Source organism: Methylophilus sp. 3sh_L (genome assembly GCF_046766015.1).
Taxonomy (GTDB): Bacteria; Pseudomonadota; Gammaproteobacteria; order Burkholderiales; family Methylophilaceae; genus Methylophilus.
The window spans coordinates 169291-183305 of the sequence record NZ_JBKOUF010000005.1 but is presented as its reverse complement, the minus strand read 5'-3'; the positions used below and the strand labels follow the sequence as shown (position 1 = coordinate 183305).

Genomic DNA, 14015 nt, shown 5'->3' with positions numbered 1-14015 from the left:
AGCGACTGTCCAAATCCCGCAGCAGCTCACGTAGTGTGTGAGCTGCTAGGTTGAGTTTCGTGACCGGCTTATTTTGTCGAGCAACGCAAGGGAGCCGAAGGCCGTGATGGCTGGGTGCCGTCCTCTTTGGTTACTTTCTGTGGGGCAAGCAACAGAAAGTGACTCGCCAAAAGGCGAAAGAGAATGTTACAAAGATTTGCCAAAGCATCCAAATGTAGCAGAATTGTTTTCTGCAGCGTTTTAATTTAAATAGATACGCCTAATTATTCAGCGTTCCAGAGTTGATGCATCACCCGCTCCGTTTCTTCCGTCCCACTGGTCAGAAACACAAAATTCCCAGCATCCCTAGCTGTATTGAGTATCTTCTTTTGCTCCAGCACCTGTTGCAGGCGCTTGGCAACAGCTGCCCCAGTATCAATTAAAGTGACTTCAGGCCCCACAATCTCTTGAATCTGTTTTTTCACAAACGGGTAGTGCGTGCAGCCCAGCACGATGGTATCTGCGCCCGCTGCCATCAGCGGCTGGCAGTATTGCTGCAGCAGTGAAACTGTTTGCGGGGTGTTGAGTTGGCCTTGTTCTATGCATTCGACCAGGCCGACACAGGCTTGGGTGACGACTTGCACGCCTTGCCCGTAATGCTCTAGCAGGGCGGCGAATTGCGCGCTTTTAAGCGTGCCAGTGGTGGCGAGCACACCGATAATGCCGTTTTTGCTGGCAGCCGCTGCGGGTTTGACGGCGGGTTCCATGCCGATGATGGGCAAGGTGTAACGCTCACGCATGGCGGCGATCGCGGCGGCCGTGGCGGTATTGCAAGCGACGACTAGCGCTTTGCTGCCTTGGGTTATCAGGGTGTCGGCGATGCTAAAGCAGCGTTGCTGAATCTCTGCGGTGGTTTTGTTGCCATAAGGCGCGTAGGCACTGTCGGCAAAATAGCGGAAATGTTCATGTGGTAGCTGGCGGGTTAAGTGTTTGAGGACGGTGAGGCCGCCAACCCCGGAATCCATGACCCCGACCGGGGCGTTGACTGCAATCGCTGAGCACATCGAAATGGCACGGTATGATTTATAATGGCTGGATTATATCGGATTTTATACGGGTGACAGGAATGGCCAACCGGCTAAGCAAGATTTACACGCGTACCGGCGACAGTGGGACAACCGGGCTGGGTGATGGCACGCGTGTTGCCAAGTCTGACCTGCGTGTGGAAGCCATGGGTGATGTGGATGAGCTGAATGCGGTATTAGGCATGTTGCTGGTCGAGTCGTTGCCCGAGGATGTGCGCGATAGCCTGCTCGCGATCCAGCATGACTTGTTTGACCTGGGGGGCGAGCTGTGCATGCCTGGCCATACGTTTATGCAGGCAGGTCGTGTCGCGTTTTTAGAAATCACGCTGGATAGCTGGAACGAAGCGCTAACGCCGCTGAAAGAGTTTATTTTGCCTGGTGGTAGCCGGGCAGCAGCGGTGTGTCATCTGGCGCGTACAGTATGCCGTCGCGCTGAACGGGTATTGCATGCCTTGCATGTGCAATCTGCAGTGACCCCGGTGGCGTTGCAATACCTGAACCGCTTGTCTGATTTGCTGTTTGTCCTGTGTAGAACCCTGAACCGGCATGCAGGTGTGCCGGATGTATTGTGGAATAACCAACATAAGCTATAGCGCAGCCTTGGCTGACGCTCGAAATGCAAAATAATGATTAAACAATTACTGCAAAAAGTATTCCGTCGCCGTGCCAGCGCGAATACCCATACTCAATTACCCGCGGCGCAAATCATTCCGGCGGCCAAGCATAAAATCAACCAGAAGCATATTAGCCAGGCGGCACTCAAAACCTGCGACCAGCTACAAAAAGCCGGTTTTCAGGCTTATATCGTCGGTGGTGCTGTCCGCGATTTGCTGCTGAATCACCCGCCTAAAGACTTTGATGTGGCGACCAATGCCACGCCGGAGCAGGTGCACAAGATTTTCCGCCGCTCGCGTATTATCGGCCGCCGGTTCCGCTTGGTGCATGTGTTATGGGGGCACGAAACCATCGAGGTTTCTACGTTCCGCGGCCATCATCAGAGCGAAGGGGATGCTGAAACGAACGACAGTGGCCGTATCATCCGTGACAATGTGTTTGGCTCGATAGAGGAAGACTCGGTCCGCCGTGACTTTACTGCCAACGCTTTGTATTACGATCCCAAACGTCAGGAAGTCCTGGATTTTCATCATGGTGTGGCGGATATCCGTGCCAAAACCTTGCGCATGATTGGGGACCCTACCACGCGGTATCAGGAGGACCCGGTGCGTATGTTACGCGCTGTGCGCTTGTCCGCCAAATTGGGGCTGAAGCTTGAACGTGATACCGAGATGCCTATTCGCAAGCTGGCTGACTTGCTGGAAGATGTGCCGCCTAGCCGCTTGTTTGATGAAATGCTCAAGCTGTTCTTGTCCGGGCATGCCATTGAGAGCATTGGTGCATTGCGCACACAGCAGTTACATCATGGCTTGCTGCCATTGCTGGATGTGGTGCTGGAGCAGCCATTAGGTGAAAAGTTTGTCATGCTGGCGCTTAAAAATACCGATGAACGTATTTCTTCCGGCAAGTCGTCTAACCCCAGCTTTTTGTTTGCGACTTTGTTGTGGCATGAAGTGTTGTTGGCCTGGCAACAAAACCAGAAGCGTGGCGAGCACATGATTCCGGCCCTGCATGAGGCGATGAACGAAGTCATCGACAAGCAGGCGGAGAAAATGGCGATCCATAACCGCTATACCGCCACTATGAAAGAAATCTGGGCCATGCAGCCGCGCTTTGAACAGCGCTCGGGCAAGCGCCCTTATGCCTTGCTGACACATCCGCGCTACCGCGCTGGGTATGATTTCCTGCTGTTGCGTTGTGCCTCAGGCGAGCTACCGCAAGAGATCGGTGACTGGTGGACACGGTTTTCCGATGCCGGCACCGAGGAGCGTACCGCCATGTTGCTCCCGGAAAGCGGCCCGAAAAAACGTAGACGCAAACCACGCAAGAAAAAATCTGCCGGTGGGGAAGCTGTCTGATGGCGCTGGCCTTGATTGCCCTGGGCGGCAATTTGCAGCAACCACAGAAGCAGGTCAGCAAAGCCATTGAGCTCTTGGCGCATACGCCAGGCCTGACTTTACTGAAAGCCTCCAGTCTTTATGCCACGGCGCCTGTGGGCTATGATAACCAGCCAGACTTTATCAATGCAGTGGTGCAGGTTTCCACACCGCTGCCTGCGCCGCAGCTAATGCAGCTATTGCTCGATATTGAACAACAGTTTGGCCGCGAACGTCCTTTCCCCAATGCGCCCCGTATTCTCGACTTGGACATGCTTGATTATGACGGCATGACGCTGGATACCCCGCTGCTCACCTTGCCCCATCCACGCATGCATATGCGCGGCTTTGTGGTGGTGCCGCTGGCTGAAATTGTGCCAGACTATGTGCTGCCATCCGGGCAGAGTGTTGTAGAATGGTTGGCAACCAACAAGCACGACGACGTGCGCAAACTGGATCCGAATTCAATCCGCTAGACGAGCAATCTTCATGTTTACCCGCTTCCCTTATGTTGTCATCGAAGGTCCGATTGGTAGTGGCAAGACCACGCTGGCACGCATGCTGGCAGATAAATTTTCTGTAGAGCTGCTGTCTGAAAAAGCCGAGGCCAACCCTTTTCTGACCCGCTTTTACCAGGATGCGCAGCGCTATGCGCTACCCACGCAATTGTTCTTCCTGTTTCAGCGTTCACGCCAGATTGAGGACATGGCGCAGCGCGATATGTTCGGCCAGCCGACCGTGTCTGACTTCTTTCTAGAAAAAGACCCCTTGTTTGCCCGCTTGAACCTTGATGATGAAGAGTATTCGCTCTATCACCAGATTTACCAGCACTTGCAACTCAAAGCACCCAAGCCTGACCTGGTGGTGTATCTGCAAACCCCGGTGGATGCCTTGATGGACCGCATTGAAGAGCGCAATATCAGCTATGAGCAAGACATGCCACGCGAATATATTGCCCGCCTGGCCGAAGCCTACAGCGAATTTTTCCATGCCTACGATGCCTCCCCTTTGCTGATCGTCAATAATGAAAAGCTCAATATCATCAAAGACCCGGAAGCCTTTGATTTGCTAATCGAACGGATTGGCCAGATCAAAAGCAGCCGCGAGTACTTTAATCCAAACTTCTAATGCAGATACCTTCATGGGCAAACGCTTGGGTTGCCCATCCTTGAATGTTATTCTTTAGCATTATTTCAATCGCCACAGCCGACTATGCTTAACGCCTTATTATCACGCGCAAGATCCGGCGAAAAAATCGCCATGCTGACCTGCTATGACGCGACCTTCGCCAAACTACTGGCATTGGCTGGCGTTGATGTATTGCTGGTCGGCGACTCGCTAGGCATGGTCATACAAGGGGGCACCAATACCCTAGCCGTCACCATGCAAGACATGATTTACCACACGCGTCTGGTCGCCAAAGGCGCACCACTCACGGTGATCATGAGTGACATGCCCGCCGGTAGTTATGAGCACGACCCTCAAACAGCGCTCGCTAACGCGCAAACCTTGCTGGCGGCAGGTGCGCATATCGTCAAAATTGAGGGCGGTGGCGACATGGTTGAAACGGCACGTTATCTGGCTGAGAGCGGCGTGCCCGTGTGCGCACACCTTGGGTTTACCCCGCAATCGGTAGAAAAATTGGGAGGCTATAAAATCCAAGGCAAGACCGAAGAAAGCGCGCAAACCATGCTGGCGGATGCTCAGGCCATGGCCCAGGCTGGCGCGAGCATGGTGTTGTTTGAAATGGTGCCAGCTGCACTGGCAACGCAAATTACGCAAACGATTCAAGTGCCAACCATAGGCATTGGTGCCGGGGCAGGCTGTAGTGGCCAAGTGTTGGTATTGCAAGATTTGCTGGGCATTTATACCGGCCCGGCTGAAAAAATGCCCCAAGACTACAAAGCGCCTAGATTTGCGCAAAACTTTTTGCAACAGGGAGGCAGTGTACAAGGCGCGGTGGAGCATTATGTGCAAGCCGTGAAGGAAGGACGTTTTCCTGAGGAGCGGCATAGTTACTAGGCCGAGGTTTTTCGCCTTTTCGGCGACCATTCTTTCTTATGATTTTCCGTAAGAAAGAAGGCAAAGAACAAGACACCCTAGCTTCCGCTCGCTTCATCTTATTTTGCCTGCGCTACTCGGCGCGGCAGATAGGGGTTCAAAAAAGCACGAGCGCTCCCCTTTGTGGATTAAATAAAAGAATTTGAGTTTTTAATCGTCCCAATTTCTAAGCTGTGCGTTTGGCGAGATAAGTCCCATCCCATCACGCTGAGTAGCGGAGACAAAGTAAGGAAGAAGGGAGCGACTGTCTGAGCTCCGCAGCAGCTTGCGCTGTGTGCAAGCTGCTAGGGCGAGTTTCGTGACCGCTTACTTTGTTGAGCAACGCAAGGCAGCCGTTAGGCCATGATGGCTGGGTGCCGTCTTTTTTGGCTACGGCCGCCACGATGTGGCTTAACCTGAAGGTTAGCCTACGCCGCAACACTTCGTTCGTTGTGGTTACTTTCTGTGGGGCAAGCAACAGAAAGTAACTCGCCTACAGGCGAAATCAATCTCAAGTAAGGCAGGATCAACATATGCTTTTCTGTATTGTGAATAATCACGGTAAGGCTAATTGAGCATATTAATAATACGTTGCAGTATTGATCCATATCTATATTTAGCATTGCCTAAACGCCTATGGCACAATAGCGCCTTAGGTTGTGACCATGAAATTACTTTCCATCGAATCCTCCACTGAAACGCTTTCTCTGGCCCTGCAAACCGAGGCCGGGTTATTGACGTTTGATGAAGTCACCGGCCCTGCCGCTTCGCAACGCATCTTGCCGGAAATCCAACATTTATTGATAAAGGCTGGCGTCAAGTTGCCTCAGCTGGACGGCATCGTCTATGGCATGGGGCCAGGTGCGTTTACGGGTGTGCGTGTCGCCGTCGGCGTGACACAAGGCTTGGCTTTTGGTGCAGACTTGCCAGTGGTGGGAATCAGCTCGGTTTTGGCGGTGGCTGAGACGGCATGGCAGCAAACCCAAGCCAGCAAGGTGTTGGTGTGCCTCGATGCGCGTATGGGGGAGGTGTATCACGCTGCCTATATCCGCCAGGCCGATCAGTGGGTGGAGGTTTGCCCGCCTGTCGTATGCAAGCCGCACGAGGTTCCTGCGATCGCGGGCGAAGGTTGGTTGGGCGCTGGCTCGGGCTGGCGTGTGTTTACAGAAGAGTTGTCCGGTCAATATCCGTCACAGTTAGCCGGGGTGGCGCCTGAGATGATGCCTAAAGCCAGTCCCATGCTCGCTTTGGCTCAGCCTGTGTTTGCGGCAGGCTCGGGGCAAGCAGCACATGAGGCGGCTCCCTTGTATGTGCGTAACCGGGTAGCGTTAACCGCTGCCGAGCGTGCGCAAGGGCAAACCTTGTAAGGGTGGATATGAGCGCGTTACCCCATCTACAGCCCCGTTTCCGGCCGATGACCGAGCAGGATCTACCTGCCGTGATGCGGATTGAGCCAACCATTTATAGCCATCCGTGGACGCTGGGCAACTTCAGGGATTCATTAAATGCAGGCCATAGCGCCTGGGTGATGGAGCTGGCTGGCGAGTTGGTTGGCTATGCGCTGGTCATGATGGTGCTGGATGAAGCGCATTTGCTCAATATCAGTGTGGCCAAGCCCTTTCAAGGGCAGGGCCTGGGCCGAGCTTTACTGGCGCAGATGGTGGAGATTTCCCGTCGTTACCAGGCGGCTAATATGTTTCTAGAGGTGCGCGTGAGCAATACCGCAGCGATTGCTTTATATGAAGCGATGGGGTTTTGTGAAATGGGCATACGCCGTAATTATTATCCGACCAAGAGCGGCCGCGAGGATGCGGTGTTAATGGGCTTGGCGTTATGAACAGGGGCGCATCATGAGCTTGAACCGTGACGATATGCTGCGTGAGCTGGAATTATTGCCAGTGTGGCGGATGCGTACGCCGCCTGTGCTGGATATTTCAACAGCGCCCCACACACAAGCCGTCGCTGAGCCCGCTGGAATGATAGTGGCTGAAGAGACTCCGGCAGCGGCGGTGATGCCTGGTCCAGTGGCAGAGACTGCTCAGGCTGCGACTATTCAGCAGCTGCCCGGGCCCGGGCAAATTGCCGTGCGATTGCCCATGGACACGCCGTCTAGCCCAGCCTGGCAGCCAGAGATACATGCAGATGAACAAGTGCCGCTGCAGCCGCTGGATACTCCTCACGTTGACCATGATGCCAGTATGGAAGAGGCGCCGCTACCAGAGCCTGTGGCCGAGATCGCCACCGTCGAGCTTGAAGTCGCGTTGCTGGTGGAGTCAACCTGGCTGCTGTATACGCCTGCGCCCGGTCATGCACACAGCATGCAGTTACTGCAAAACATTGTGCAAGCCCTACAGTTGCCTGCCGATGAGCTCGGCGTGCATCACAACCCGCTGCAACGTCAGCAGGTGAGCAGCCGCTTTTGCGTGCTGTTTGGGCTGGCGGCAGCTAATCAATTTTTAGGTGCAGAATATGACAATATCACCGACGTACGCGGTGAGTTACATACGTTTGGTGATATGTATTGTGTGATCACGCATGACTTGGAAAGCCTGTTGCAAACTCCTGTGCTTAAGCGCGAAGTCTGGCACGACTTGTGTTTATTGCTAGCAAAGAAAAACGAAGTGCTTGCTTGAATAAGCCAGCCTCCGGCCGCATTTAAGTTGAAATGAAACAGAGCGGATGCCTGGCGCAATGATTGTGGCCGCCATGCCAGGCAAGCCAAAAAATACTATTTTTAAGTGATTGAAGACTGGAGTCTTAACTATGCGTCGTTTATTCAATATGTTGCTGGTCACTGCGACCCTGACCTTGTCAGGCTGCGGCTATAACCAGTTTCAAAGCCTGGATGAAGAAACCAAGGCCAATTGGTCAGAGGTGCTCAACCAGTACCAGCGCCGGGCAGACTTGGTGCCTAACCTGGTGTCTACTGTTAAAGGCTATGCCAGTCATGAAGAAAAAGTGCTGACCGAAGTGACCGAGGCGCGTGCCAAAGTCGGCAGCATGCAGGTGACGCCCGAGCTGCTCAATGATCCTGAGGCATTTGCCAAGTTTCAGGCGGCGCAAGGTCAATTGACCAGTGCATTGTCGCGCTTGATGGTGGTGTCAGAAAACTATCCTAACCTGAAGGCCGATGCCAGTTTCAGGGACTTGCAGGCGCAGCTGGAAGGCACGGAAAACCGCGTGACCGTCGCGCGTAACCGCTACATTGAATCGGTGAAGCAATACAACGTGGCTGTGCGCAGCTTTCCGAACAACCTGACCGCGATGATGTTTGGTTATCAGCCCAAGCCATCGTTTACCGTAGAAAACGAAAAAGCCATTTCAAGCGCGCCTAAAGTCGATTTTGGTGACAGTAAGTAACGGTTGGTGGTTTTGCGTTTAAAAGCATTCCTCCTTATTTATCTCTTCTTCTGCATGACTCTACGGAGTCATGCAGAAGACCTGGTTGCCATTCCTACCTTGCAGGCAGCCGTCACCGATTTGACGCAGACCTTGAGTGTGGAGCAGCAAGCCGCCCTCAACCAGAAACTGAGCCAGTTTTCGCAGCAATCCGGCTCGCAGGTTGCGGTGCTCATATTACCCAGCACGCAGCCAGAAGACATCGCACAATTTGGCATTCGCCTGGCCGAAGCCTGGAAAATTGGCCGCGACAAGCAGGATGACGGCGTAATTGTAATTGTTGCCAAAAACGACAGAAAAATGCGGATTGAGGTGGGTTATGGCCTGGAAGGGGCGATTCCGGATGCTATTGCCAAGCGGATTATTGCCGAACAAATGGCACCAGCCTTCAAGCAGGGCCAGTTTTACCACGGCCTGGATCTGGCCACGGATAGCCTGATCAAACTGATTGAGGGTGAGCATCTGCCTGCGCCAGAGAAGTCATCCCCACACGGTTCAAGTGCGGATGACTGGATGACCATGCTGCCGATTTTGATGTTTGCCGCCATTATCGCCGGGGCGATTTTCAAGAGCATGTTAGGGGATTTTCCGGGCAGCCTGGTGACCGGCGGTGCGTTGGGTGTGCTGGCAGGATTCCTGGGGGCCTCCTTGCTGGTCATGGGTTTGGTCGGCCTGGCGGCATTTGTCTTTACACTCGCCATGGGCGGGCGAGGCAGCGGTGGGATGCCTTATTCGCCAGGTGGGTTTGGCGGTTATTCTGGTGGCAGTCGCGGGCCAGATATCTTCAGTGGTGGCGGTGGTGATTTTGGCGGTGGTGGGGCTTCCGGTGACTGGTAGACTAAACAAATGAAACCTATCCATCCGATCAAACGCTGGTTAAAGCATGCGTGCAGCCATCCGCGCCAGGTAAAGGCCTTGTTTTCGGCACATGCGCTTGCCAAGATTGAACATGCCATTGCACAAAATGAACACCATCATGCCGGTGAAATGCGGGTAGTCATTGAGTCCGGCCTGCCTGCGTATGCTATCCTGCGAGGTGTGACGCCTCGGCAACGCGCCATTCACTTGTTTGGTCATTTAAACATCTGGGATACCGAGCATAACAACGGTGTGCTGATTTACCTATGTCTGGCCGATCAGGATGTTGAAATTGTGGCCGACCGCGGCATTCATCGCCAGGTGGGGCAAGCAGGGTGGCAGCAAATCTGCCAGCAGATGGAAAGGATGTTCAGGAGTGGGCAGTTTGAAGCAGGCGTGCTGTACGGTATTCAAGCCATTGGCGCACATTTGACCACACATTTCCCGCCCGAGGCCGTGCCGCGCAATGAGTTACCCAACCGCGTCCTTGTTCTCTAGCAGATTGGTTTATTTGCTGGCATGCATCGCCAGCCTCTTCACTGCGCTGCCTGCCCAGGCTGACCTGAAAGAGATTTACCGCATTTACCACACCACCCCGACACTGCACTCTTTTGAGATTTGCCAAGGTGGCGGTTGCGTCCAGTATGACACCCTTAGTTTGACCGCTGCAGAATGGGACAACGTGACGCAATTGTTTACCCCGTTGCCAGCGAATGCTGAGGACGAACGCGCGGCCATTGCCAAGGCCATCGGCATGCTAGAAGACATCGTCGGCACCAAAATTGGCACCGCTGCTGATAGGGCCGGGACCTTTAACAACAGTGAATACCTGCATCAACAAGACTGCAACGACGAAGCGATCAACAGCACCACCTATATGCGCCTGATGCAGCAGGCTGGCCTGATCCGCTATCACGATATTCTCGATACCCGTACCCGAAAATTCTTTTTTACCGGCTGGCCACACACGACGGCCGTCATCCGCGAGCAGGCCAACCAGGCCGAATATGCCGTTGATAGCTGGTTCTATGATAATGGCTATCCGGCAACCATTGTGCCGATGGCCACCTGGAAAGACGGTTATATCCCCACCGATAGCCCCATCATTGAACGCAAATAATTGCTAGAGTTGACGGCGAGTGACAGTTAATCTGCGCTGTCTTGCTCGCGCCAGCAGCGAGCCAATCCCTGCAGTTAATAACGCTGCGCTGTAAGGTTCCGGCACCGTGCTAGGCACATCCACCGGAACGATGGAGCCAGGTGTGATTGCCCAAGCAAACCAGACGGTTGAGTCTTTTGTATAGACTTCCTGATAGCCATAAGTGGCGAAAAACTCGAATGCGCCATCCACCGCATTCACGACCTCGGTGCCTGTCCAGTAAAATGATTGCACTTGGCTAAATGGTGTGCTGATGCCATAGTACGAGCTGCGAGGGCCACCGTAGGGCTCTAGTCCTAGTTCCTTGTAATAGAGCTCTGCAAATTCATTGGCCGCATTAGTCCCATTGGTAAAAGAGCTGTAACCGCAGTCAGTCCCGCTCAAGCTCCAAGTACAGCCGTCATTCCCAATGTCGGTCACAGAGGGTAATCGCCATTGATCACTGCCAGCATAATTAATGTGATTCAAATAGTGTACAAAAGCTTGCGCTCCCCACCATGAGGTTTCGCCAACGCTACTGAAATCTGCGCTTGTCAGGGAATGAGGAGTACTGCCAAAACTTACCCCAGTGTTCGCGGATATAATGGCATCTACAACCGTGCTGTAGCTGCTTTCAGCAATCATTGTAGCCAGTAAATTTGCGTCTTTTGTCCATGTGACGTCGCTAATGCTGCTATAAAATAAATCAACATTATTTGATGAGTAGCTCACAAGGGCTGCTTCAGCTTGAGCATGAAAACAGGCTAAGACTAAGAAGGAAATGGTAGAGAGAATGGAGCGGGTACGACGAGTCTGCGACAACATAGCAAAGCCTTTCTAGAATTATAAAAATACAGGACTTTCATTAAATGCTGCAAAACACAACCGACGCGGTATGTAAATCACTAGTCGTAGCGATGAATCTATATTAATTTTGTATAAATGTAAATAATATACTTCTCAAGAGATCGGGGCTTTTGTTAGAGATGAATCTTTAATCATGACGATGGTTTATTACTGACTAAGTCTTTGTTTAAGGCTAAAATTCCGCCTTTAGATTTCTATTAAAAACACATTCTTATGCGCGCCTCACAATTTTTCATTGCCACCCAAAAAGAAGCCCCTTCAGATGCTGAACTGATCAGCCACAAACTCATGGTGCGTGCCGGGTTGATCAAAAAGCTGGGTAGCGGCTTGTATAGCTGGATGCCGCTGGGCTTGCGTGTGTTGCGTAAGGTGGAAAACATTGTGCGCGATGAGATGAACAAGGCTGGCGCGCTGGAGCTGTTGATGCCCGCTGTACAGCCTAAAGAGCTGTGGGAGGAAACTGGCCGCTGGGCAGTATTTGGCCCGCAAATGTTGAAAATTCAGGATAGGCACGAGCGCGATTTCTGTTTTGGTCCAACCCATGAAGAAGTGATTACTGACATTGCGCGTAAAGAAATCAGCAGCTACAAGCAGTTGCCGCTTAATTTTTACCAGATTCAAACCAAATTCCGTGATGAGATCCGCCCACGCTTTGGTGTGATGCGCGCTCGCGAATTTTTGATGAAAGATGCGTACTCTTTCCATACCAGCGTCGATTGCCTGGTAAACACCTATAACACCATGCACAGCGCATACAGCAATATTTTTACCCGCCTGGGCCTGAAGTTCCGCGCAGTGAAAGCAGATTCTGGCGCGATTGGTGGCGATGGCTCGCAAGAGTTTCACGTACTGGCAGACAGTGGTGAAGATGCCTTGGCTTACTGCGAAAACTCTGATTACGCCGCCAACGTCGAGCTGGCTGAGGCCGTTGCCATTGGCAGCCGGGCTGCCGCTACTGAGGCAATGCGTGAGGTAGATACCCCTAAGCAAACCAGCTGTGAAGACGTGGCCAACTTGCTGCAAGTGCCTGTGAGCAAAACCGTGAAGTCGGTGGCATTGGTAGTCGATGGCGTCTTTACACTGGCCTTATTGCGCGGTGATCATCAACTCAATGAAGTGAAGTTTGGCAAAGTGGAAGGCGTCAAGGAATTCCGCCTGGCCACCGAAGAAGAAATCCGCGCTAACCTGAACTGCCCGCCAGGGTTTATTGGCCCGGTAGGCGTAAACGCGAATGTGCGTGTGGTGGCAGACAAGACTGTCGCCCTGATGAGTGACTTTGTCTGCGGTGCCAATAAGCCTAAGTTTCATTTGGCCGGCGTCAACTTTGGCCGGGATTTGCCTGAACCAGTGATCGTTGCGGATATCCGCAACGTGGTGACCGGCGATGCCAGCCCAGACGGCAAAGGCACGCTAGATTTGTGCCGCGGCATTGAAGTGGGCCATATTTTCCAATTGCGTACCAAATATTCAGAAGCCATGCAGGCGACTTACCTGGATGAAAACGGCCAATCGCAAGTGATGGAAATGGGCTGTTATGGTATCGGCGTATCGCGGATTGTCGGTGCCGCCATTGAGCAGGGCAACGATGACAAGGGCATTATTTTTCCCTTGAGCATGGCGCCGTTTGCGGTGGTGATTTGCCCGATTGGCCTGGACAAGAGCGACGCGGTGAAACAAGCTGCATTTGACCTCTACCAACAATTGTTGCAAGCCGGGGTAGACGTGCTGTTGGATGACCGTGGCGAGCGTCCAGGTGTGATGTTTGCTGAGAGTGACCTCATGGGCATCCCGCACCGGGTGGTGATTGGTGACCGTGGCCTGGCTGAAGGCAAAGTGGAATACAAAGGCCGTACCGATGCAGAAGCACAAAACTTGCAAGTGGCTGATTGTGTGGCTTTTTTGCAGGGCAAGCTTGCTGAATAATTAGCGGGATTTATTCCCTCTTTTTGCCAACCAAGGGCAGGCCGCTTGTGATTACAATAGGCAACATGAAAAAAGTGTTTGTTTATCTGTTTGCTTTGCTGGTCACCGGCCTGTGTGTCTGGGCGGCGCCTTCCATGGCGGGCAATCAAAAAGAAGAGCCGCTGGCCAATAGCGTTAAAGCGGTGATGCAGAAATCCGTCAGCGACCTGGCTGCGCCACGCTTACTCTTTGATTCTGAACAGGCGGCACAATTCTGGTTGCAAGAAATGTCAGCCCGCCTGGCCAAGCGCATCCCTGATGCGCATTATCGTGAAGACTTTCTCAAGTCCGTGCATTATGAAGCCACCCGCGCCGGGCTGGATCCGCAGCTGGTGTTAGGCCTGATTCATGTCGAAAGCGGGTTTAAAAAATATGCAGTCTCTAGCGTAGGCGCAAGAGGTTATATGCAGGTGATGCCTTTCTGGGTGCAATCTATCGGTACGCCTGAGCATAACCTGTTTGATATGCGCCTTAACCTACGTTATGGCTGCACAATTTTGCGCCATTATCTGGATATTGAGCGCGGGGATTATTACCGGGCCCTGGGCCGCTACAATGGCAGCCTGGGCAAGCCGGAGTACCCTAACCTGGTGGTGGGGGCTTGGCGTAATCACTGGCATTACACCCCTGCTGCCCAGGTGATGAAGGTCAATATGACCGGTCAGTAACACGCACCCTTGCTACCAATAAAAAACC

16 protein-coding genes are annotated in these 14015 nt (G+C 52.9%); 14 read left to right on the top strand and 2 right to left on the bottom strand.

From position 1 onward, the window contains the following. Nucleotides 1-263 precede the first annotated feature (263 nt). On the bottom strand, nt 264-1043 hold the full coding sequence (murI, locus tag ACIDF8_RS11350; RefSeq protein ID WP_412010724.1) for a glutamate racemase: 780 nt from the start codon (nt 1041-1043) through the stop codon (nt 264-266). A gap of 62 nt (nt 1044-1105) precedes the next feature. Between murI and ACIDF8_RS11345 the strand changes: the two genes are divergently transcribed. The 12 genes from ACIDF8_RS11345 (at nt 1106) to ACIDF8_RS11290 (ending at nt 10472) form a co-directional block, all read left to right on the top strand. Next, on the top strand, nt 1106-1657 hold the full coding sequence (locus tag ACIDF8_RS11345; protein ID WP_412010723.1) for a cob(I)yrinic acid a,c-diamide adenosyltransferase: 552 nt from the start codon (nt 1106-1108) through the stop codon (nt 1655-1657). Between the two features lie 33 nt (nt 1658-1690). Further along, nucleotides 1691-3037: a polynucleotide adenylyltransferase PcnB gene (gene pcnB / locus ACIDF8_RS11340; protein WP_412010722.1), complete on the top strand. Its 1347-nt coding sequence runs from the start codon at nt 1691-1693 to the stop codon at nt 3035-3037. Next, the gene (gene folK, locus ACIDF8_RS11335) at nt 3037-3531 is read left to right on the top strand and encodes a 2-amino-4-hydroxy-6-hydroxymethyldihydropteridine diphosphokinase (protein ID WP_412010721.1); all 495 of its coding nucleotides are present in this window, start codon (nt 3037-3039) and stop codon (nt 3529-3531) included. Before pcnB ends, folK begins: the two co-directional genes overlap by 1 nt. A 13-nt stretch (nt 3532-3544) precedes the next feature. Beyond that, the gene (locus ACIDF8_RS11330) at nt 3545-4183 is read left to right on the top strand and encodes a deoxynucleoside kinase (protein ID WP_228518910.1); all 639 of its coding nucleotides are present in this window, start codon (nt 3545-3547) and stop codon (nt 4181-4183) included. A gap of 84 nt (nt 4184-4267) precedes the next feature. After that, nucleotides 4268-5077, top strand: coding sequence for a 3-methyl-2-oxobutanoate hydroxymethyltransferase (gene panB / locus ACIDF8_RS11325; RefSeq protein WP_412010720.1), 810 nt, complete (start codon nt 4268-4270; stop codon nt 5075-5077). A gap of 683 nt (nt 5078-5760) precedes the next feature. Then, complete coding sequence (tsaB, locus tag ACIDF8_RS11320) at nt 5761-6462, top strand: tRNA (adenosine(37)-N6)-threonylcarbamoyltransferase complex dimerization subunit type 1 TsaB (protein ID WP_412010719.1); 702 nt, start codon at nt 5761-5763, stop codon at nt 6460-6462. 8 nt (nt 6463-6470) lie between these two features. Further along, nucleotides 6471-6932 carry a ribosomal protein S18-alanine N-acetyltransferase gene (rimI, locus tag ACIDF8_RS11315; RefSeq protein WP_412010718.1) on the top strand — a complete coding sequence of 154 codons (462 nt, stop codon included), beginning with the start codon at nt 6471-6473 and terminating at the stop codon, nt 6930-6932. A 13-nt stretch (nt 6933-6945) separates the two neighbouring features. Then, nucleotides 6946-7728, top strand: a complete 783-nt coding sequence (locus ACIDF8_RS11310; protein WP_412010717.1) for a hypothetical protein — start codon at nt 6946-6948, stop codon at nt 7726-7728. A 130-nt stretch (nt 7729-7858) separates the two neighbouring features. Next, nucleotides 7859-8455 (top strand): LemA family protein, encoded by a 597-nt coding sequence (locus ACIDF8_RS11305; protein ID WP_412010716.1) that lies wholly within the window; start codon nt 7859-7861, stop codon nt 8453-8455. 54 nt (nt 8456-8509) lie between these two features. Next, on the top strand, nt 8510-9331 hold the full coding sequence (locus ACIDF8_RS11300) for a TPM domain-containing protein (RefSeq protein ID WP_412010715.1): 822 nt from the start codon (nt 8510-8512) through the stop codon (nt 9329-9331). A gap of 9 nt (nt 9332-9340) precedes the next feature. Further along, a complete protein-coding gene (locus ACIDF8_RS11295; RefSeq protein WP_412010714.1) occupies nt 9341-9850 on the top strand; it encodes a TPM domain-containing protein in 510 nt (169 codons plus the stop codon). Further along, the gene (locus ACIDF8_RS11290) at nt 9819-10472 is read left to right on the top strand and encodes a hypothetical protein (RefSeq protein WP_412010713.1); all 654 of its coding nucleotides are present in this window, start codon (nt 9819-9821) and stop codon (nt 10470-10472) included. Before ACIDF8_RS11295 ends, ACIDF8_RS11290 begins: the two co-directional genes overlap by 32 nt. Before the next feature lie 3 nt (nt 10473-10475). Here ACIDF8_RS11290 and ACIDF8_RS11285 read toward each other — a convergent pair whose 3' ends face one another. Next, nucleotides 10476-11315, bottom strand: a complete 840-nt coding sequence (locus ACIDF8_RS11285) for a PEP-CTERM sorting domain-containing protein (protein ID WP_412010712.1) — start codon at nt 11313-11315, stop codon at nt 10476-10478. A 255-nt stretch (nt 11316-11570) separates the two neighbouring features. Here ACIDF8_RS11285 and ACIDF8_RS11280 point away from each other — a divergent pair, with 255 nt between their 5' ends. Next, nucleotides 11571-13280 (top strand): proline--tRNA ligase, encoded by a 1710-nt coding sequence (locus ACIDF8_RS11280; protein WP_412010711.1) that lies wholly within the window; start codon nt 11571-11573, stop codon nt 13278-13280. 65 nt (nt 13281-13345) lie between these two features. Further along, nucleotides 13346-13987 carry a lytic transglycosylase domain-containing protein gene (locus tag ACIDF8_RS11275; RefSeq protein WP_412010710.1) on the top strand — a complete coding sequence of 214 codons (642 nt, stop codon included), beginning with the start codon at nt 13346-13348 and terminating at the stop codon, nt 13985-13987. Nucleotides 13988-14015 lie beyond the last annotated feature (28 nt).